General features: G+C 70.7%; 27 protein-coding genes. 19 read left to right on the top strand and 8 right to left on the bottom strand.

Features of this window, described 5'->3' with window-relative positions:
- Positions 1 to 91 precede the first annotated feature (91 nt).
- Positions 92 to 820, bottom strand: a complete 729-nt coding sequence (locus AB0M18_RS31940) for a GntR family transcriptional regulator (RefSeq protein ID WP_365764233.1) — start codon at positions 818 to 820, stop codon at positions 92 to 94.
- 294 nt (positions 821 to 1114) lie between these two features.
- Here AB0M18_RS31940 and AB0M18_RS31935 point away from each other — a divergent pair, with 294 nt between their 5' ends.
- From AB0M18_RS31935 to AB0M18_RS31880, 12 genes are all read left to right on the top strand, one after another.
- Positions 1115 to 1558 (top strand): hypothetical protein, encoded by a 444-nt coding sequence (locus AB0M18_RS31935; RefSeq protein ID WP_365764231.1) that lies wholly within the window; start codon positions 1115 to 1117, stop codon positions 1556 to 1558.
- Positions 1555 to 2040: a hypothetical protein gene (locus tag AB0M18_RS31930; RefSeq protein ID WP_365764229.1), complete on the top strand. Its 486-nt coding sequence runs from the start codon at positions 1555 to 1557 to the stop codon at positions 2038 to 2040. The genes AB0M18_RS31935 and AB0M18_RS31930 overlap by 4 nt, the downstream gene beginning before the upstream one ends.
- Before the next feature lie 2 nt (positions 2041 to 2042).
- Complete coding sequence (locus tag AB0M18_RS31925) at positions 2043 to 2567, top strand: hypothetical protein (protein ID WP_365764227.1); 525 nt, start codon at positions 2043 to 2045, stop codon at positions 2565 to 2567.
- Entirely contained in the window at positions 2564 to 4696 is a 2133-nt protein-coding gene (locus AB0M18_RS31920) for a helix-turn-helix domain-containing protein (protein ID WP_365764225.1), read from the top strand. Before AB0M18_RS31925 ends, AB0M18_RS31920 begins: the two co-directional genes overlap by 4 nt.
- A 279-nt stretch (positions 4697 to 4975) precedes the next feature.
- A complete protein-coding gene (locus AB0M18_RS31915) occupies positions 4976 to 5140 on the top strand; it encodes a hypothetical protein (protein WP_365764223.1) in 165 nt (54 codons plus the stop codon).
- Positions 5137 to 5268 (top strand): hypothetical protein, encoded by a 132-nt coding sequence (locus AB0M18_RS31910; RefSeq protein ID WP_365764221.1) that lies wholly within the window; start codon positions 5137 to 5139, stop codon positions 5266 to 5268. Before AB0M18_RS31915 ends, AB0M18_RS31910 begins: the two co-directional genes overlap by 4 nt.
- Positions 5265 to 5405, top strand: a complete 141-nt coding sequence (locus AB0M18_RS31905) for a hypothetical protein (protein WP_365764219.1) — start codon at positions 5265 to 5267, stop codon at positions 5403 to 5405. The genes AB0M18_RS31910 and AB0M18_RS31905 overlap by 4 nt, the downstream gene beginning before the upstream one ends.
- Complete coding sequence (locus tag AB0M18_RS31900; RefSeq protein WP_365764217.1) at positions 5402 to 5557, top strand: hypothetical protein; 156 nt, start codon at positions 5402 to 5404, stop codon at positions 5555 to 5557. Before AB0M18_RS31905 ends, AB0M18_RS31900 begins: the two co-directional genes overlap by 4 nt.
- A gap of 151 nt (positions 5558 to 5708) precedes the next feature.
- Entirely contained in the window at positions 5709 to 7550 is a 1842-nt protein-coding gene (locus AB0M18_RS31895; RefSeq protein ID WP_365764215.1) for a DUF2637 domain-containing protein, read from the top strand.
- 343 nt (positions 7551 to 7893) lie between these two features.
- Entirely contained in the window at positions 7894 to 8082 is a 189-nt protein-coding gene (locus AB0M18_RS31890) for a hypothetical protein (RefSeq protein ID WP_365764213.1), read from the top strand.
- Between the two features lie 330 nt (positions 8083 to 8412).
- Positions 8413 to 9579, top strand: coding sequence for a ParB/RepB/Spo0J family partition protein (locus AB0M18_RS31885; RefSeq protein WP_365764212.1), 1167 nt, complete (start codon positions 8413 to 8415; stop codon positions 9577 to 9579).
- 13 nt (positions 9580 to 9592) lie between these two features.
- The gene (locus tag AB0M18_RS31880; RefSeq protein WP_365764210.1) at positions 9593 to 10444 is read left to right on the top strand and encodes a ParA family protein; all 852 of its coding nucleotides are present in this window, start codon (positions 9593 to 9595) and stop codon (positions 10442 to 10444) included.
- 274 nt (positions 10445 to 10718) lie between these two features.
- Here the strand turns inward: AB0M18_RS31880 and AB0M18_RS31875 are convergent, their stop codons facing one another.
- From AB0M18_RS31875 to AB0M18_RS31855, 5 genes are all read right to left on the bottom strand, one after another.
- Positions 10719 to 10946 carry a hypothetical protein gene (locus AB0M18_RS31875; protein ID WP_365764208.1) on the bottom strand — a complete coding sequence of 76 codons (228 nt, stop codon included), beginning with the start codon at positions 10944 to 10946 and terminating at the stop codon, positions 10719 to 10721.
- A gap of 15 nt (positions 10947 to 10961) precedes the next feature.
- Positions 10962 to 11186, bottom strand: a complete 225-nt coding sequence (locus AB0M18_RS31870; RefSeq protein ID WP_365764206.1) for a hypothetical protein — start codon at positions 11184 to 11186, stop codon at positions 10962 to 10964.
- 44 nt (positions 11187 to 11230) lie between these two features.
- Complete coding sequence (locus AB0M18_RS31865) at positions 11231 to 11833, bottom strand: hypothetical protein (RefSeq protein ID WP_365764204.1); 603 nt, start codon at positions 11831 to 11833, stop codon at positions 11231 to 11233.
- A 181-nt stretch (positions 11834 to 12014) separates the two neighbouring features.
- Positions 12015 to 12803, bottom strand: coding sequence for a helix-turn-helix transcriptional regulator (locus AB0M18_RS31860; protein WP_365764202.1), 789 nt, complete (start codon positions 12801 to 12803; stop codon positions 12015 to 12017).
- 9 nt (positions 12804 to 12812) lie between these two features.
- Entirely contained in the window at positions 12813 to 13076 is a 264-nt protein-coding gene (locus tag AB0M18_RS31855; protein ID WP_365764200.1) for a hypothetical protein, read from the bottom strand.
- A gap of 873 nt (positions 13077 to 13949) precedes the next feature.
- Between AB0M18_RS31855 and AB0M18_RS31850 the strand changes: the two genes are divergently transcribed.
- Positions 13950 to 14192, top strand: coding sequence for a hypothetical protein (locus tag AB0M18_RS31850; protein WP_365764198.1), 243 nt, complete (start codon positions 13950 to 13952; stop codon positions 14190 to 14192).
- A complete protein-coding gene (locus tag AB0M18_RS31845; RefSeq protein ID WP_365764196.1) occupies positions 14189 to 15175 on the top strand; it encodes a hypothetical protein in 987 nt (328 codons plus the stop codon). The genes AB0M18_RS31850 and AB0M18_RS31845 overlap by 4 nt, the downstream gene beginning before the upstream one ends.
- Before the next feature lie 251 nt (positions 15176 to 15426).
- Here AB0M18_RS31845 and AB0M18_RS31840 read toward each other — a convergent pair whose 3' ends face one another.
- Positions 15427 to 15630: a hypothetical protein gene (locus tag AB0M18_RS31840; RefSeq protein ID WP_365764194.1), complete on the bottom strand. Its 204-nt coding sequence runs from the start codon at positions 15628 to 15630 to the stop codon at positions 15427 to 15429.
- A 166-nt stretch (positions 15631 to 15796) separates the two neighbouring features.
- Positions 15797 to 16690 carry an IS982 family transposase gene (locus AB0M18_RS31835; protein WP_365764192.1) on the bottom strand — a complete coding sequence of 298 codons (894 nt, stop codon included), beginning with the start codon at positions 16688 to 16690 and terminating at the stop codon, positions 15797 to 15799.
- Between the two features lie 68 nt (positions 16691 to 16758).
- Between AB0M18_RS31835 and AB0M18_RS31830 the strand changes: the two genes are divergently transcribed.
- The 5 genes from AB0M18_RS31830 (at position 16759) to AB0M18_RS31810 (ending at position 19448) form a co-directional block, all read left to right on the top strand.
- Positions 16759 to 17259 carry a GNAT family N-acetyltransferase gene (locus AB0M18_RS31830; protein WP_365764190.1) on the top strand — a complete coding sequence of 167 codons (501 nt, stop codon included), beginning with the start codon at positions 16759 to 16761 and terminating at the stop codon, positions 17257 to 17259.
- A gap of 193 nt (positions 17260 to 17452) precedes the next feature.
- Positions 17453 to 17689, top strand: coding sequence for a hypothetical protein (locus AB0M18_RS31825; RefSeq protein WP_365764188.1), 237 nt, complete (start codon positions 17453 to 17455; stop codon positions 17687 to 17689).
- 58 nt (positions 17690 to 17747) lie between these two features.
- Entirely contained in the window at positions 17748 to 18224 is a 477-nt protein-coding gene (locus AB0M18_RS31820; RefSeq protein WP_365764186.1) for a hypothetical protein, read from the top strand.
- Between the two features lie 183 nt (positions 18225 to 18407).
- Positions 18408 to 18890: a hypothetical protein gene (locus AB0M18_RS31815; protein WP_365764184.1), complete on the top strand. Its 483-nt coding sequence runs from the start codon at positions 18408 to 18410 to the stop codon at positions 18888 to 18890.
- 264 nt (positions 18891 to 19154) lie between these two features.
- Positions 19155 to 19448 (top strand): hypothetical protein, encoded by a 294-nt coding sequence (locus tag AB0M18_RS31810; RefSeq protein ID WP_365764182.1) that lies wholly within the window; start codon positions 19155 to 19157, stop codon positions 19446 to 19448.
- Positions 19449 to 19456 lie beyond the last annotated feature (8 nt).

The raw sequence follows: 19456 nt of genomic DNA, 5'->3' as shown, positions 1-19456 counted from the left end.
CGTGCGGGGCCTGCTGCGTTGTGAGGTCCTCATGCTGGTGCACGCCGCGACATGGCCAGGCAACTTTCGAGGGAACCTCAGCGTGTCGCCCCTATGTCGACCGCAGGGACGTGGTCCAGCGCAGGATGGTGGCGCCGCCCGCGACCTTCACGGCCACCTCCACGACCCGGTCGTCCGCCATATAGACGGTGCGGACCACCTGTGTCACCACCACGTCGCCGGCGCTAAGGCCAAGCGCGGTCTTCTCGGCCTCAGTGGCGAGTCGGGAGGTGACCTCTTCCAAGACACGGTCCTGGGCAACGCCGAGACGTTCGGCTGCCAGCTCGCGCGAACCCCCCGTGGACACAGGCTCTGCGAGTTCCGGCGTTACGGCCACTACGTAGGCCGGATAGAACGAACTGCTGATGTGGATCGGCACGCCGCCGCGGCTGACGACTCGTCGTCGCACGTGGACAGGCGTACCCGGGGCCACGTCGAGACGGGGCGCGACCAGCTCATCCGCCCCGACGGTGCCCACCTCCAGGACGCGGGAACTTTCCCCGCCGCCAAGGGCCTTACCCGTGGATGCGTGAAGCGCGACGCGCGCTGCGATGTTGTTGCTGATCGGACCCGCCACGACCGTTCCGACGCCCGACTTCGGAAGCGTCAATCCCTCGGCCTTGAGCACGCGAAAAGCCCTGTTCACGGTCGTCTGCGCTACACCGAAGCGCTCGCCCACCTCGCGCATGGAGGGCATCGTTTCGCCCGGCTTGAGCACGCCGTCTTGGATCTGCTGACGGTAGTGCGCCGCGATCTCCGCGTATCCGACTGTCTGGGCCATCCCGGTCATCTCCTCTCTGATGACTCGTGCCGCCCTCGTCGTCGAGTGCAGCGCTACACGTAGAAGCCTATGCCATGTAAACCCATAGCGCTACCACTAGCGATATCTATCGCTAGTGGTCTACCGTGTCTCTCGGAACACACGGCACTCCACAAGGAGAGTCCGGGGATTTCATGCGCTGACCTGCGAAAACGCGGCAGCCCGCCTAGTGCAGTACTAGGCGGGCTGGTGCTCGGGAGCGTTGCACCGCTCCCGAGCGCTGTCGGCCACATCCAGGGTGATTGGAGAACCGACATGCTGATTGTGACTGACCCCCCAACTTGGAGCGGGGGGGCGCGATGGGCGATCACGTACGTCTACTTCGGCTCCACGTCGAAGACGCGGTACGTGGCGTCGATCGGTGAGGCTGAGGCGCACCAGGTGATCGGTGCGAACGTCGTGGCCGGCTTCGAGCCGGTCGTGTTCACCCACGACGCGACGGACCGGCAGCTGAGGACGCCGAGCGGCGAGCAGATGAAGGTCATGACCCTGAACGGCCTGGTGGGTGTGGTCAGTGCTCTCGTCTTCGTCCGGAGCTCCGGCCGCGAGCACCCGGAGCCGGCCGTAGTCGAGGCGCGCCGTGCGCTGCCGCAGGTCTCGGCCCTGGCGCCCCGCGGTGAGGCGGCGACGTGCCCGGTGCGTGGTGCTGACGAGCTGCGGGTGCACGCCTACCTGGGCCGTCTGGGGGTGGCGCTGTGAGCCAGGACAGGGCGCGCGAGGACAGGTGGCTGTACGCGGTGCCGGAGCAGCGCACCGAGGAGCAGGCCGGTCAGGGCGGCCGGGACGAGTGGCTGGACGAGCTGTGGTCCGACCCGGCATACGCCCCGCTGGACTCGATCGCTGACCGGGCGCCGTCGGACGACGACGCGGTCGACTGGGAGCGGGTGCGTGCGGCGGTACGCCGGGCGCGTCCGGTCCGGACGCTGACCGTGCTCGGCGCGGGCGTGCTGCCCGCCCTGTGGTGGGCGCACGGCGTCGCGGTGCCGCTGTCCGTCGAGATGTCGGTGGACACGGCCTGGGCGGCCGGGGTGCTGGGCACCGGGATCGCCGCGGTGGGAATCGCGACGGGCGGTCGGGTGCGCCGGTGGGTGTCGGCCGCCCTGCTGATGGCCGCGATGGGCGGCACGTTGATCGCTGAACCGACCCGCCAGCTGGTGACGGCCTGGATCGTAGGAGCCTGACGATGGACTTGATCACCTTCACCCACGTCGTCACCCGCGCCGGGGCCGCCTTCGGGTTCTTCCTGATGTGCGTGACCGCGATGGCCGTCTACTACTCCCGGGGCCGCAGCCTCAAGGCCCTGAAGAAGCGCAGGGTCTGGCTCCCGTGGGCCGGGGCCGCGCTCACGATGGTGATGGCCTCCGCCGTCACCGGTGGCCTGCTGGGGAAGATCTCCGGCGGGTTCACCGGCACCGGCAACGCCGCCGGCGCCACCGTCGGCAACGCCGCGATCGGTCAGGCCGGCGCCGGGGCGGTCCCCCTGTCCACCGGAGAGGTCCTGTCCTACTCCGGGAGCTGGCTCGCCCTGGTGATGGTCGTCGGGCTCGGCCTGTTCATCTGGTTCGCCAAGGGCTGGGGCGAGCGCGCGCTGGCCCTGTCCGGCGGCATCACCGGCGCCACCTGGGGCATCACGGCCGCGGTCGGCGGCTGGGCGTCCATGCTCGGTGTCCCGCTGCTGTCCTGGCTCGGGGAGGTGCTGATCGGATGAAGGGCCGCACCCGCTCCGGCGCCCGCCACCTCGCCCTCTTCCTCGCCCACTGGGCGGGCGGACACACCGTCTCCTCCGAGGAACTGCTGCGCCGCATCGTCAAGCAGCGCGCCGACGCCCACCAGGAGGTGCTGGAGGAACACCGCCGCCTGGTCCTCAAGGCCCACCGCAAGGCGACCAAGCTCGCGCGGATCGCGCAGGAGGACGGCGGCCTGACCCCGGCCGCCAAGGCACAGCTCAAGGCCGCCCGCGCCGAGGCCGAACGCCACACCACCGCGCTGCGGGCGCTGGGCGAGTTCGAGGTGCCGGACCTGGACCCGGGGCAGGTGCGCCACCGCCGGCGCCGGATCGCCGCCGCCCGCTGCGCGGTGCTGGCGGCCCCGGCCGCCGGGATCGCCACCCTGTCGGTGACCACCACCTGGTGGGCCGCCCCGGCCGCCACCGTCCTGGGCGTGCTCGCCTCCTGGACCCGCGGCCCGCGCCCCTTCGACCTGACCGTGCGTCCGGTCCCGGCGGACCTGATCGCCGCCACCCCGCTCGTCCTGCTCCCCACCCCGACGGAGTCGGCTCCGCCGATGCCGTCCACCGCTCCGGTCGGCCTCGTCCCGGCTCCGCCCGCGACGCCGCCTGCTCCGGTCGGGGCAGACGCGACGATGGAGGGCGCCGAGGATCTGGTGCTGGCCCTGTCCAAGGCGCTGGGCGCGTGCCGGGTGATCCCGCGCGGTACGCGGGTCACGCTCCTGGCCGCGCCGGAGGTCACCGCGGAGCGGTGGACGGCCGTGGTCCGTCTCCCGGACGACACCGGCGCCACCGTGGACCACGTTGTGGCCGCCCGCAAGAACCTGGGCGGGGAACTCGGCCTGGACCGGGCCCGCCTGCACGTCGAGCAGGTGGCCGGCGCGGACGACAAGACGCTGCGCGTCTCCGGCTTCACCGTGGACCCGTTCGCCCAGCCGAGGCTGTGCACGGCGGACATGCTCGGCGGGGTCGACGTGTGGGAGCAGGGCATCCCGGTGGCGTTCGACGCGTTCGGGCGGCTGCTGTACCTGCGGCTGCGGGACGTGTCGATCCTGCTCGGCGGCTCCTCCCGCTCCGGCAAAGGCGCCGTCCTGCGCCTGATCATCGCCGGGTGCCTGCTGGACGCCCGGGTCCGCCTGCACCTGGCGGACGGCAAGCACCCCGGACAGCACCGCTGGAAGGGGCTGACCGACTCCTACATCTACGACCCGGACAAGCGCGCCAAGCAGCTCGCGAAGCGCCTGGAGTCCCTGGTGGCGGAGATGGGCGAGCGGGCCGGCCGCCTGGCGGCGCTCGGGGTGGAGTCCCTCGCGGAGCGCCCCGACCTGGTCGGCACCGAGGGCCTGACCCTCGAAGTCGTCGTGATCGACGAAGTGTCCGCGTTCACCATGGACCCCAAGCACGGCAAGAAGATCACCAAAGCCCTGATCGACCTTGCCGCGAGGGGGCTGGCGTTCGGGATCGTGCTGATCCTGGCCACGCAGCTGTCCACCGCAGGGGTCCTGGACCGGCTGGTCACCTCGAACGTCGTGTGGCGGTGGTGCATGTACGCCACCGGCGCCGACGAGTCGAACACCATCCTCGGCAAGGGCATGGCCGGGCGCGGCTACTCCGCGCACCTGCTGGATCCCGAACAGCGCGGCTCCGGCCTGCTGCTGGCCGAGGGCCGCGTCTCCACCGTCCGGTCGCTGTGGCTGGACGGGGACGACATGGCGGCCGTCCAGGACATGGTCCGCGCGCTGCGCGCCAAGCCCACCGACCCGGCGCCGGCTTCGTCCCAGGCACCTGTTCCGGCGCCCTCACCGGCTCCGGCCGACGAGGAAGCGGTGGAGGCTGACTGGTCGGTCCTCGAATCCTGGCTCGCCGCCCCGGCCTCCGAGGCTCCGCCGGCTGCCGGGGCGGGGGGCGAGGACGTCCGGGCACAGGCTCTGCGGATCATCCGGCAGGCCGGCCCGGACGGCATCAAGCGGGCCGCCGTCGCCCAGGCGGTCGGCGCCTCCCCGACCACGGTCGGCGGGTGGCTCAAGGCGTGGGCAGAACAGGGGCTGATCGAGGCCCTGGGCAGCCCCCCGCACACCCGCTACGCCGCCGCTACCGACGAGCGTCAGTAGCCGCCAGCAGACCCCGGTACCTACAGACGAGTGCAGGTCAGAGCGCTGCACACCTACTGACGAGCGTCGTCAGTAGCGGGTCGTCAGTAGCTCGCCGGTAGATCCGTCAGTAGATCCCCGACCGCCTGGACGCTGCCTGTCCGTCCCCGTTGCCACCCGGCCCCGGGGACGGGCCGGGGAGCCACCAGACGGCCCCAGAAAAGCCCGAAGCGCCCCCTCCTACCGCCAAGCAAGCGGGGGCGCCCGGATCCCATCCCATCCGGAACAGGAGTTCCCATCATGGCACTTCGCCGACCCAAGGTTGAGCCCAACGACCCCCGGCTCGAGGGACACGAGACCGACTACTCCTCCAGCCGCGGCGGCTGGACGAAGCGGTCCGAGCCCACCAGCAAGCCCGGCTCCGGCAACGGCAGCGGCGGACGCCTCTTCGGGAGGAAGTCGTGAGCCGGCACACCCGGCCGTCCTGCCACGGCCGCCCGATGAAGCTCGACCAGAAGACCAAGCAGTGGGTCTGCCACCGCTGCGGCGGCTGGACCACCCGCCTGGTGGCCTGGATCGGAGGGGCGCGATGACCACCCTCCTCGCCCTGGCCAGGGCCGCACGGCACCTGTGGCAGTGCTCCGGCTGCGGCACCTGGTCCGACACCCCGACCACCAACGGCAAGTGCGCGAGCTGCCACAGCTACTGCGGCGCCTGGAGGCCGAAGTGATCCTCATCCCGCACGACATGCACACGTGGGACGCCGGCGACATCCAGAAGTGGTTGAGCCAGGCTGCGGCCGACCCGGAAGTCTCCGCAGCCGAACTACGCCTCGCCCGCCAGGCCGCCGCCCACGCTGCTGCGCACCTCTCGCGCAGCTGACGGACCGACACCCTGCCGCAGAAGAGCACCCCACCAGGGGCAGGCCACTGCGGCCCGACGGGTCGGGAGCCACTCCCGACCCATCCCCACCTACGAAGCGGGGCCAGGAGATCGCACCCTCCGGCCCCGCCCTACGACCACGGAGGTACCCGTGACGCAGCTCGAAACCTACCCGCAGGCGGTGAACGGGACGGTCCGCCCGGCCGTTCCGCAACCCGCGCCCGCCGTTCCGCACACGACCGGAACGGCTCCGCTCGATGGGGCCGGTGCTCCGCCCGCGCCCGAGACGGGGGAGACTGCCCGGGTGCAGGACTCGCAGACGATCACCAAGAACCCGGCCGCGTCCACCGCCGACCGTGAGCCCGGCGCGACCATTCCGCTCGCCCGCAAGGGCGCTCCGCCGCGCGAACAGGCCGCACCGCCCGAGCCCGGCGCCACCCCGAAGCGCTGGTCGGCCCGCGCCATGCGATGGGTCATCGGCGCCTCTGCCGTATGCGCCGCCGTCGTCGCCGGTATCGGCTTCGTCGGCTCCTACGACGGCCTGCGCAGCCTCGCCCTGCGCCACGGCTTCGGCGACTTCGCGTATGCCTTCCCGGTCGGGATCGACGCCGGCATCGTCGCCATGTACGGCCTGGACCTCGTCCTGGTTTGGCGGCGAATGCCCAAGCCCCTGCTCCGGCTGATCGCGCACATGCTGACCGCCGCGACCATCGTTTTCAACGCCGCCTCCGGCACCAAGCCGGTCGAGGCCGACCCACTCGGCGCGGCCATGCACGGTGTCCTGCCGGTGCTGTTCGTCGCCGTGGTCGAGGCCGTCCGGCACCTGATCATCCGCACAAACAAACTGGTCCTTGGCGCGGAGTCGGACACGGTGCCCCTGCACCGCTGGATCCTGTCGCCCTTCAAGACCTGGAGCCTGTACCGGCGTATGAAGCTGTGGCAGGTCACCTCGTATGCGCGGATGGTCGAGATGGAGAAGGACCGGACCGTCTACCGGGCCTGGCTCCAGCACAAGTACGGCCGGGGCTGGAAGAAGAAGGCCGGCGCCGAGGCCCTGCTGCCCTTCACCATGGCCTCGTTCGGTCTGAGCGTGGACGAGTCCCTGGCGCTGCCCCGCAAGCAGCAGGAAGACGAGGACCGCCGCCAGGCCGCCGAGGCCGAGCGGATCGCGGCCGCCGCGGCCGCCGAGCAGGACCGCGCCCTGGACGCCAAGGAGCGCAACGCAGACGCCCGGATCCGTGAGATGGCCATCGACGCGAAGGTGACGACGGCCGAGCACACGACGACCGCCGGCACCCTCGCCGCCGAGGCCGAGGCGAAGGCCGCCGCTGCCGCTGCCGTCGTGCAGGCGGACACAGCCGAGCACACCGCCCGACTCACGGCGGAGGCCGAACGCAAGGCGGCGGAACGCGCAGCGGCAGAGGCGGAGCGGATCGCGCAGCGGGAGGAGCAGGCTGAGAAGACCGCCGCCGAGGCCGAGGCCGAGGCCCGAACCCTGGCCGCCCGCCGGGCCGCAGAGGAGCACGACCGGGCGATTGCCGAGGCGGCCGCCACGGTGAAGAAGAAGGAGGCGGAGGCCGCCGAGGCCGACCGGAAGCAGGCGGCGGAGGCCGCCGCAGCGAAGTCGGAGGCGGAGCGTCTGGAGGCGGAGCGTCTGGAGAACATCGCCCGGCAGAAGACCGCGGAAAGGGTGGCCGCGGAGGAAGCGGCTGCCGCAGCTGTCGCCCGCGAGACCGCCGCCCGCGCCGAGCTCGCCGCGCAGGAGGCCGAGGACATCGCGCGCCTCTCCCCCCGCGAGCGCGCCGAACGGAAGGTCGCCCGCATGATCCTGGCCGCCCACGCTGCTCTTCCCGACGACCAGCGCCCCGCCGTGCCGGACATGTACGCGGTGTCGCTGGAGGAAGTGGGCGAGGAGATCGGCGTCTCGCGCACCGTCGCCTCAGAGCGTCGCCAGGCCGCCGCTGACCTCATCGCCGGTGGATACGCCGGCTGACCGCACCGCCACACGCCGAGGGGCGGCACCCACCCGGGTGCCGCCCCTCGCCGTTCCAGCGCCTGCCCCGACCCCGGAAAACCGGCTGCTCGGTGTCAGGGGGTCCCGGTAGACTGGAGGTTGCGATCCCCGGCCGGTGAACATCCGGGGAGACCAGTTGTTCTGCGTGTGTCTGCAGCAGTCCGCACATGTCCGTGTAGGAGCCAGACCCCAGGCAGCCAAGCCCACCGTGCGCCTACCGGCAGCGCTCGGCATGACCACCCGCACTTATCCGCGGGGTGGCCAGGCTGGCTGCCGTCACGGCGTCTGTGCGTGGTCACCCCTGATCTCTGGGAGACACCGCATGGACAACCGCAGCACCCGCCTCGTCATCATCGGCCTGATCGCCGGCATCGCCGCGCTCGTCGCCGGAATCTTCTGTGCCGCGACCGGCGACCCCATCAACGACGCCGTGAAGTCCGGCGCCTACACCTTCGTGGTGGTCGCCGGGCTCGCCCTTGCGGCGACCAAGGACCACAACTCCGCGTCGTGACCGGCACCCCGGCATCGGCCCGTGTAGGCGCGGCCCGTCCGCCCCCTACCTGCACCCGGGCCCAAGAGGTGGGGCTCAGCTGAGCCCCACCTCTTGGGCGTGCCCGGGACTGGGTGGGCCTGCTGACCGTTCACCACATGTGTGGCGGGGGAGCCCCCTTGGCGGGCGGCGGGCACCTCGAAGGGATCTTCACGGCGTAAAGACGGTGGGGCGTGACGGGGTGCACGGCCCCGCATCTTTACGGCGTAAAGAGTGGGGAGCGTCCGAGAGCGGTGCCGCGGTCGTTAAGCTCCGGCTCAAGACGGAACCAGTACCACCTTCAGGAGCGACATGGCCGGCGCGCAGAACAGCGGACTTTCCGTGGCGGAACGGCGGAGGCTGCGGGAAGCCGAACGCCTGGCCGCCGCCGGTGGCGCCAACACCGGCGAAGGCGGCGGTGTGGCGGGGCGGGATGTGCCTCTCACAAGCCTCGCATACAACCCGCGGAACGCTCGTGCGAGCCTTGACGCCGTCGAAGGGCTCGCGGCCACCTTTGAGACCAGCGGTGTCCTGCAGCCCTGCGTCGTCATCCCTGCCGCCACCTTCGTAGCTGCCTTCCCCGAGAACGACGACGCCGTCGCCGACGCCGACTACGTCGTCATCGGCGGAAACCGACGCCTGGCCGCGGCTCACCACGCAGGGCTGAAGGCCCTGCCTGTCCACGTGAACACCAAGGCCAAGTCCCGCCGGGACATCCTCATTGCTGCCGCGACGGAGAACCTGGCCCGCGAAGAGCTCAAGCCGTTTGAAGAGCTCGCCACGATCGAGGAGCTGAAGGCCGAGTTCGGGACCTACGATGCGGTGGCCCATCAGCTCGGGAAGTCGCCCGGGTGGGTATCGCAGCGCCGTCGGCTCCACAACCTCCAGCCCGAGGTGCGCGAGGCGCTGGAAACCCGTACCGACGGAATGACGATCGAGCTCGCCCGCGACCTCGGAAAGATCAGGGACCGGGACCAGCAGCTCAAGGCCTGGGAGGACCAGCGCAGGCTCGCCGCCAAGCGCGCAGAGGCCCCCTCGGAGAAGAAGCCGGCCAAGCCGACGAAGAAGGTCCCGCCCCAGGGCGGCGCCGGCACCGGCGCCGCCCTGGACGGCGAGACGGTGGCGCGCCGCGACGCATGCCTCATGGCCGTCGTGGCGCTCACCGGTGATCTCCCCCGCGTGAGCATCATCGCCATGCAGTCACCCGCCGCGCCGGACGAGGCTGTCGCGCTCGCCTCCCACTGGCTCGGCGAGGCCGGCGCCAGCGCCTCGGCCCTGCACCTGGCCACGCTCGCCGGCGCCGAAAGCTCCGAACAGCAGCAGCAAGCCGCCCTCGCCCTCGCTCTCGCGCACTGCGAGCTCCACATGACCCGCACCAACGGCGACGATGCCGCCCACGCCCGCGCGTTCACCGACTGGCTGGAGACGCACACCGACTACCAGCCCACCACCGACGCCGCGCTCGCCCCGACGGCGTAGACCGGAGACGACCGTGACTAACGCCCCTCTGGCACTCCCCGAGGACACCGGCCGCAAGACCCGTGTCCTGACCCTCACCAACGGCTCCGCCGGCTCAGGGAAAAGCACCTTCGCCGCAGCGGTCGCCCACGCGGCCGCCACGCACAAGAAGAAGGTCTGCGTCATCGGGATGGACAGGCAGCGGGACGTCTCGCGCCTGCTGGGCTACGACGACCCGGACGGTGACGAGGAACTGCCCACGCTCTTCGACGTCGTGGACGGCGTCTGTTCGCTGGCCGAGGCCGTCGTGCCCGCCCGGCACAGCCGGACGGGAGAGCCGATCGCCGGCCTCTCGCTCGTCCTGGAGTCGAGCAAGCTCGACCGCCTTGACTTCAAACTGGCCGAGCAGACCGCCCGAGAACTCTGGCTGTTCAAGCTGCTGCCCGAGCTGCGCGGCCGGTTCGACGCCATCCTCCTGGACTGCCCCGGTGACCTGAAGATCGGAACCGTGGGCGCGATCATCGCCGGGGACGAAATCGTCGGCTGCACGAAGAGCCAGGAGAAGGAGGCCCGCGGCCTCACCGAACTGGAAAGCAAGATCGCCGAGCTGCACGCCGACTACCAGTTCATGGGCATGCGCAACGCCCTCGACTGGGTCGTGATCGGCGAAGGTGTCACCAGCGACTCGCAGGGCAAGGTCTACCGCGACATAGAGAAGCAGATCCGCGAGGCGTACGGCACCCTCGTCGTTGACCCGACCGTCCGCAACGACGTCAAGGTGCCCGAGGCCTACTCCGCATCCCTGCCGGTCACCCTCTACAGCCCCAAGTCCGATGCCGCCGTGGCCTACACCAGGATCGGACGGCAGATGAAGCTCTACCGCTGAGATCTTTACGCCGTAAAGAATCGGCAGCTGGCGGGGCCGTGACAGGCTGCGACGCTCGCGCTTCTCCTTGAGGGCATCCCCGACTCGGGGATGCCCTCAAGACGTTGGTCGGCCGAACGAAGTCGCCCCGCTCCGGACACCACCCTTTGTGCTGTGCAGGCCAACACGAACGGCCGACGACGGCTAGGGTCGTCTGCGGCCCGCGCCGGTATGGAGTGCGTGGGTTAGGCCCGGCGCCCGGACACGTGTCGGGGGCAGTACCGCCGGGCCGCCCCTACTTCGAGCCGCCCCCGCCCTCGGCAGGCGGCGGCCACGCCTTCAGGACGCGTTCGGTGCCGTCGGGTAGCACCTTGGCGAGGACGACGGTCACCGTCGACCCGGGCACCCCGTACAGCCCGACCCACTCGGTCCACCGCGTCCGTGCCGGGCCTTCGGTCGCCCATGTGCCAGTGACCCGCGGGCCGCCCGGCCTCCACTGGACGGCGGTCCTGTACTGCGGCACGGCGGCTCCGGTTGGTCAGCGCAGACGGGTGGCGGTGACGACCTGGTGGCGAGTGGTGCCCTCCAGCACCTCCACCACCAAGTCCTCGACTGCGGTCGAGGTGTAAGGATCGCCCGCACTTGTGGCGGCCGGTTCGCCGGGCCCCGCGTCCGCGAGATACGCGGCGACGGCGCGGGCGAGCGCGGCGGGGAGCCGCTGCGTGAGCACCGCCCGGCCGTCCGCGAGGCGGACGGCGAGCATGCGCGGCTGCGTGGGGGTGCCGGTGAAGCCAACCACAACCGCGTCTACCGTCTCCGCGTGCCGGACCTTGACCCAGATCCGGCCGCCCTTGTAAACGCTCGCGGCCCGCTTGGCCACGATCCCCTCGATCCCTTGCGCGCGCAGGGCCTCGTACCAGGTGGTGGCGGTGTCGTAGTCGTCGGTGGCCGGCACCGGCTGGATCGGCGGACGACGTCGGCGAGGACGTCGAGCAGCAGCCGGCGCCGCTCGGTGTACCGGCGGCCGCGGACGTCGCCGAGCACCGGGTGGGCGAGGAGGTCCCACACCACGTACGAGGCGGGCAAGCGCTCGGCGAGCGCGCGTGCCCGGTCGACCGTGGACGCCGCACGGGCCTGCGCGGCCGCGAAGTCGAGCTTCCCGGCATTCCAGATGACGGCCTCGCCGTCGAGCACCGTCCCGGGCAGCAGCCGCATCCCCGCCACCGCTAGATCCATCCACGGGGAGGTGACGACCCGGCCGGACCGGGCGTAGAGCCGTACCGACTCGGCGGTGCGCTCCATGATCATCCGGTGGCCGTCGAATTTGGGCTCGTACCACCACACCCCGGGTCCGTCGTGCGGGAGGCGGGGCACGGCCTGTGCGAGCGCGAGCGGCACGGGCAGCTCCATACCGCCACCCTCACCGCGGTGTCCTCCCGGAGCTCGCCCGGCTCGGCCGGACGGGAGCAGCGGTCACGGCGGCCCGGAGCCGGTACACCTCCTTCGGTCCCCTCCCGTGCGGGCCGGTACGCCTGGTGGATGCTGACGTACCGGCCCGTGGTGTGGTCCCGGCGGAGAGTCCGCAGGGCCGTCATGTCCGCGCGGCTGCCACGGTCTGGTGGTGGAGATGGGCGGCGGAGTCCCTGAATCTCGAGGTGGCGGCTGCCAGCAGGTCTCCCCTGCGCAGCATCGTCCGCCGTCGGAAGGGCAGTGGACGATCGCCAGACTCGTGTGTCAGCAGGCCGTCAAGCTCCGCGAAGAGGTTGTGCGTCGCGGCGTCCAGTGCATCGGTTGCCGAGCCGATGAGCGGGTGCACAGGCGCCTTCGGCCTGGTGGCCCGGGTCCAGGCGTTCAGCCACTCCTTGTGGAGCTTGACGGGCATCCCGCAGCCCTGGAGGAAGGCGGCCATCTGCCGCTCGTCCACGGGCAGCATCTGCCGGTTGAGGATGCGGGAGATGCTGCTGGTGGCGATCATGTGCTTGCCACCGGCTCGGCGCTGCATCTCACGGTAGGACGGCGCTCCATAGTTCTGGTGGATCGCAGTGAGGCCGTCGGCCAGCTGATCGGGCGTGGAGATCGTGGTGGCCAGGACCCTGGTGTGCCCGCCGCGCTCGTCACGGCGGGCCTTGAGCCGGAGGCCCATGGCCGTGGCGACCGTGCGCTGGTCGCTTCCGCAGGCCTTGAGGAAGGCCTCGACAGTGTTCTGCGCCGGGATGGACTTGCCCGACGCGGCACGCTTGAGCGTCGCGGCGGATATCCCCGTCGCAGCCTCCAGCGCGGCGTAAGTCAGCCCGGACGATGCGCGCTCGGCCCGCAGGAGGCCGGCGAGCATCCCCCGGTGCCGCACGGTGTAGTCGACGGGGTTCTCGATGCGTCCCATGCCCGCCGCCTACTGGTTGTTGCCGAGGAAGAAGGCGGCCAGGCCGACGGCAAGGCGCCGCCCGCCGGCAACAAGGACAACCACCGTGACGACGCCGATGGCGGCGCAGTAGCCAAGGAGCCGGACGATTTCGTTCGTCGGCATGCCAGCAAGGGCCAGGACGGCCCCGAGGACGGGGAAGATCGCGATCAGCGCGAACGTGAGCGGCAGCGACAGCCGGGCCTGGTCCGGGGCGGGCGCCGGGACGAGACGGGCAGGAGTGGAACTGGACACGGAAGTGCCCCCTTCGGTGAATCGTCGGGCGAGGACGACACCTCGCCCGACGTACTGGTGACTGCAAAACGTGTGAGCGTGACGAGAGTTGGCGCTCTCCGCTCACATCATGATTCTGTCAGGCCCGGCACCGCTACGCCGAACGGGGATTGCCCGGGGCGCGGGTTTGGTTCACTGGCGTTCCCAGCAACACGCTTGCAGAAATTCGATGGGGATTTCGCCGCCCGAATTCTGATAGGAAATCAGTCCGACCCTCTCACCAGCGGCTCTTCCCCGTAGACCCTCGGCGTAGCCGCCTCCAGGTGTCATGTGGTGACAGGGCCTCGATGTGACATTCCATCAGCACGGTGGGGTTTGGTTCACACACGCTCACCTTGAGTTGGCGCGGTGATGCCCGAGGTATTACACATGTAGCCACGGTGCTTGTGCACCGGACTTGATCCCCCTGAACTACTGGTGACTGCATACCGACTGAGCAGGGATTTCGGCACCCATGTTGGCGCGTGGGAGTCACTGAAGGCCGTCGTCTCGCTGGAGACGGCGGCCTTTTGCTGTTCTCTCCGGCCGATGGGGAAGGCCTGCGCCGAGATCGGCGACGGCCCGCGTATCGGCTGCCGGCTCAGAGTGTCTGGCCTGCTGTGTCCGGCTGATGGTCGGTGCGGGGGGTGTCGTGGGGCCGGTTGCCGCGGATGGTCACGATGGTGTCGCGCAGTTCGGCGGCGGCCTCGTGTTCGTGGCCGGAGAGGCGTCCGGCGATCAGGTAGGCGGCGCGGGCGGCGCACCGCAGGCTCTGCGCGGCGTCTGGGTTGCCGGCGGGGCGGGGGAGCGGGATTCCGCTTGCTCCGGAATTCGAACACGTGTTTGTGTGTAGGGGTGGAAGACCGCACCATCCCCGACGACCTCGTCCGTCTCCAGACCGCGTGGACGGCCACCTACGCCGCGCTCGCGCATGCTGGCTCCGGCAGCACGACCGCGCTGCGGCGGCGCCTCCTGCGCCTGTCCGTGGCGCTGTGGTGGCACCCCTGGTGGGCGACGTCGGGAGCGGGGCCGGCCGCCCGAGTCGAGCTGCGCGACCGTGTCCGCGCCGAGCACGACCAGGAGGTGAGTGCGGCATGACCCCGCCGTCCGTGATCATGCATGTGCGCTGCCACCCGGACACCGGCCCGGAGGCCTACCGGGACCTGCTCGACGTCCTCGGCGAGTTCTCCCCGGTCGTCCAGCCCGTACCGCCCGGTGCCGGCCTCGTCCAGATCGGCGGCGTCCTTCGCCTGCACCGCACCGACCCTGGCACCCTCGCCGCACAGGCCCGGGTCCGCGCCCTGCTGCACGGCATCGACGTCCACATCGGCGTCGCGGACACGATCGCGACCGCCGCGACCGTGTCGGCCCGTACCGGCCCGTCCGGGGTGCTGTGGCTGCCCGACGACCGCGCCGTCCACGCCTTCCTGGCCCCGCTCGACATCGGGGCGCTGTACGGCGTCGGCACCAAGACGGCGGAGGCCCTGCGCCGGTATGGGCTGCATACCATCGGTGCCCTCGCCGCGCAGCCGGAGGACGTCGTGTGCCGGCTCGTCGGCAAGTACGGCCGGACCCTGCGCCAGCGGGCCCGGGGCATCGACCCGCGCCCGGTCGTCCCGCGCCGCCTGCCGGCCGCCGCGACTCTCTCGCACGCCTTCGGCCGGGACATGCTCGATCCCGTCCTGCTGCGCGCCGCGCTCCTCGACCTCGTCACCGAGCTCGCCGAGAAGATCCGGGGCCGCGACCAGATCGCCCGCGCCCTCACCCTCTCCGTACGGCTCGCCGATGGCTCCCGCATCGAGCGGACCCGCCGCCTGCCCGCGCCCTCCGCCCACAGCGACGACCTGCGCACCGCCCTCTGGCAGATCTGGGACGGACTCGCCTTCCAGCGCGCCCGCGTCCGCGGCTTCGTCCTGACCGCCGAGGAGCTGGCCCCGACCGAGTCCGGGCCAGGTACACAGCTGTCCCTCGACCCCGAGCGCGAGGCACGCCACCGCGTCGAACCGGTACTCGACAAGATCAACGCCAAATGGGGCCGGATACTCGTCCGCCCGGCTGGCGCCTACCGGCAGGCCGGCTGAACCGTTCCGGCGGAAGGGGCTGTTCACCCGGAGTCGGCGTGCCGCCTCCCCGATCCGGCTGGGGAGGTGCGGCACGATCGGGTCATGACCGAGGAGGAGTACGACGAGCTGAAGCAGACCGCGGCGGCCGAACTCGGCATGCACTACGCGCCGGAGTCGCGGACGCCGATGAGCTGGACGAGTTGATGGACGAGAACTGACCGGCTGTCCTGTGGAGCCCTGTCCCGCGCGCAGCAGCCACGGCTCGTTGGCTACACCTCGTCGGCGGTGGCGCCGGCGCCGAGCGCGCGGCGCGAGCTGGGGGCCAACGGGCGGCGGGGCCCGAGCACACCGCGCCCGCGCAGCTCGTCGAGGTCGGGCAGATGAACGGACGGGAGCGCGTTCAGATCGGCCTGGGCGGCGCGGATGGGGGCAGAGGCCTGCGGCCCGGGGCCGAGGGTGCGGCGTACGGTCACGCGGCAATCGTATGACCGAGCCCGCCTCGCCCCGCCGGCCGACCGGCGCCCCCACTGATCCGAACTGATCCCGATCGGTGCGTAACAAAACCCGCCCAGCGCCCCATAACTCCCTCACTAAGCGGGAGTTGCGGGCCTTGCCCCTAGACGAGTCATTCCGAAGTGATCAGTGGTCGTAGGCGGTCAGGGAGCGGGTGACTGGCTGGCCGGTCTTGTGGTTGTGCCAGACGGCAGCGGCCAGGGCGAGGACGCGCTGGGCGACCCGGACCGCGACGCCCTCGAAGGTCCGCCCGCCGTGTTGTTCCAGGTCGAGTTGGCCCTTGAGGGTGTCGTTGACCGACTCGATCAGCTGCCGCACCGACTTCAGCAGCGACTCACCCGCCCGCCGGGTCTCCCGCTTGAACGACGGCCGTAGCAACTGGGCTCCTCGCTGGGCCAGATCGGCCTCGAACTCCCGGGAGGCGAAGCCCTTGTCCGTGATCAGCAGCAGGCCCGGGCGGCCAGTGACCGCCTCGGGTTCTCGGTCGAGCATCGCGGTCAGCACCTCGCGCTCGTCCAGTTTCGGGTTCGCCAGCGCCCACAGGATCGGCATCCCGGCCGGGGTGCACACCAGGTACAACCGCAGGCCCCAGAAGAACCGTGAGTGGCTGGCGCAGTACCCGTAGCTGGCCCAGCCCGCCATGTCCGACCGCTTGACCGCAGGACGGGAGCGCGCGCACTCCACCGGCGTCGAATCGACGATCCAGTGGTTGTCGAACCAGAAGTCGGTGTCCGTCGCGAGGAGCCGTATCGCCTTCTTGATCAGCGGCAGGGCGGCCCGCAGCCGTTTGTTCCAGCCCGGCTGCTGGGGGATGTACGGGAACATCGTGCCCAGGCGCGAGCGTACGAACCGCAGCCACCGGGACTCCGAGGCGAAGCCGAGCATTGCCTGGGCGACAGCGAGCGTCACCAGTTCGGAGTCGGTCAGCCGGGGCGGCCGGCCCAGCAATCGGGTGTCGGTGATCTCGTCGTCGATCTTCACGTACAGTGCGGTGAGGAGGGTGTCCAAGTCGGTCTTCACAACCTGATCATGGACACCCTCCTGCTCGCGGTCGGTGGCGGCCGCCACGGCTGGCTACCCTGGCCCGCATGCCCACGCTCTCCCTTGCCCCGCTCGGCTTCTCCCCGCAGGAGATCGCCGAGGTGGTCGATCTCTACGCGACCAACCCCGAATACTGCCGCGCCGCCGGCGAATACGATCCCGAGCACATCCCGGCCGACCGGGTCGAAGCCGACCTGCGGGAAGAGGCCGACACTGAGGGCTGCGAGGTTCTGATCGCCCGCGACGAGGACGGACGACTCGTCGGCCTTCTCTGCCTGCTTGACCGTCATCCCGCCGACGACCAGCCCTGGATCGGACTGCTGCTGGTGCACGGCGACATCCACCGCCAGGGCATCGGCCGACTGCTGGCCGGACTCGTCGAAGAACGCTTCCGGGGCGAAGGCCGGGACGGCATCCGGCTGGCCGTCCTGGAGAACACCCCGACCTCCCTGGCCTTCTGGAGCGCCCTGGGCTGGCAGGAGATCGACCGCCGCGCGGACAACCAGCACGGCCGCCCATGCATCGTCATGCACAAACAACTCGCCTGAGCCCTTCGGAATAACTCGTCTAGCTGTGCTCCAGGCCGTATTCAATACCCCTGACCCAGAAAACCGCAGGTCAGGGTATCGAATACGGCCGTTGTGCTGTCCACGATGACGGGGCTTGCGCGGCTAACCCCCAACTCCGTTTCAGTACGGATCCGCACCGCTCGGTGCCACCCGTCAACCGAGGGAGACCGCCGTGTCCACCACCCACCTGCCCACCCCCGCCTCCGACCCGCGGCCGGCGGCCCGCCCCGCCTCGGAGCCGGCCCGCCCGTGGGCGGCGTACGGACACCGCTTCGTGACCGCCGTCCTCGTCCTGGTCGTTGGAGGTGACCTCCTCCACGACCACCCGGGTCTGCGGGAGGTGACGGCTGCCTTGGCCGGTGTGGTCGGCGCCGTCGCCGGCGTGCTCGCCCTGGCCCGCCGCCGGTGACCGGCATCGGGTGCCGGCAGTCCCGCGACCGCCGGCACCCGACGACCGTTAGCCGGTCATGACCACCGACTACACCGCCCACGCCGACCTCGACCACGAGGACACCGACGCGGCCGCCGCACTCGACATGGAGGCGGCGGCCGCGGCCGAGCTCGACGCGGCCGCCGAAGCCGGCCACCGCGCCGCCACATGGCTCCGCGCCCTACCCGGATCCGCGGACGGATGGGTCGGCGACCTGGCCGACGCCGTGGAAGAGGCGATGTCCAGCCTCGACCCCGACGACCGGGACGACGTCGCCGCATGGGGCCTCGGAGGCGTCGCCGAAGGCCTGCGGGAACGGCTCGACGTCACCTACACCCTGGCCGGAGCGGACTGGCTCACCGCACAGCAGAAAGCTGCGGTGCTCGCCGTGACCGGATGCGTGCTCGCCATCCCCAAGACCCTCGCCAACGACCCGCAAACCACCCTGGACCACGACCTCGCGGTGCTGTGCGACGTCCTTGACGCCGCCACGCGACTTGATCAATGTCGATGAGTGTGGGGATCACTCGCGGCGCGGTGAACGGAGGGAAGGCCACCATCGGCGAAGGCCCGGAGCTGCCCGCGTTGCCGTTTTCCCTCCGCAATGCGGTCGCCGAGTACCCGCCAGCCCGCCGACCGCCAGTAGCAGGCGGCCAGCGCGACCGTGTCAGTGGGCGTTCACCAGTACGTTGAGGGCATGGCCGAAGACGAGACCAGCGAGCCGCCGGGGCTGGTTCGCCGGTGCCAGGAATGCAACGAGAACAGCTGGACGGTGCCGTACGAGTCACCACGTGGGAAACCGAGACTCTTCTGTTCGGAGGCGTGCAGACGGCGCTACAGGAGGAAGTTCACGTTTCAGCCTGAACCAGATGAAAGTCGTGAGTGTGCCCACTGTGAGGGGCGGTTCATTCCCCGAGCTCGGACTGGTCGGCCGCCGCTGTACTGCTCCGCCACCTGCAAGCAGGCCGCCCATCAGCAGCGCAAGCTGGAGGACTACCGCTCCTGGTCTCAGACTTCCGCCATCACCGCGCGGCTGTCAGACCTCCGGGATGACATCCACACGGGGAGAACGCGGGCGTCCATGCAGGAACTGCTGGACCTTGAGGCAGGGCTGAAGTCCCTGCTCACGGTTGTGCAGTACAGGATCCATGCTGCATCCCTGGACGAGCCGCCGGACTAGCCGCTGTTTCGTCAATGACGAAACGACGCCGGATAATTGCATGGCACCCCAGCAGGCCAGAACATCTTTCTAGCTCGCCCCGCGAGCCAGGAGCCCGAACCACTCCTTAAGGAGAGGTGTCGGGCTCATTCGCATGTCAGGAGCCCTGCGCCCCTCCCGCAGGAGTGGCTGGCTCCTGGCACCTCCGCCCGGGGCTTACGAGCAGAGCCTGCTCGCCCCCACCTGGACAGTGCGGCGAGCAGGCCCGAGCCGAAAGGCACAGGGATGAACACCTGGCATCTCGACCTGAACGTCATTGTCTTGCTCCTGGTCGGCCTGCTGGCTGCATACGCGGCCCACAAATGGAAGGAACTGGCAACGCCCATCACGGTGGGCGCGGTCGTGGTGACACTTCTGGTCCTCCTCGTCCAGGGGCAGGGAAGCGGAGCGGCTGACCAGCGCAGCGAACAGCCATCAACCTGCGCCACGGAGCGCTGCAACAACGACGGAGTCGGCGGACCACGCCCACCGATCACGGAGCATCAGCCGTCCCGCGGTGACGAGTCGCCCGGTCAGTGAGCACGCGG

It is taken from the genome of Streptomyces sp. NPDC051909, assembly GCF_040681095.1.
Taxonomy (GTDB): domain Bacteria; phylum Actinomycetota; class Actinomycetes; order Streptomycetales; family Streptomycetaceae; genus Streptomyces.
This window is presented reverse-complemented; position numbering and strand designations above follow the sequence as displayed.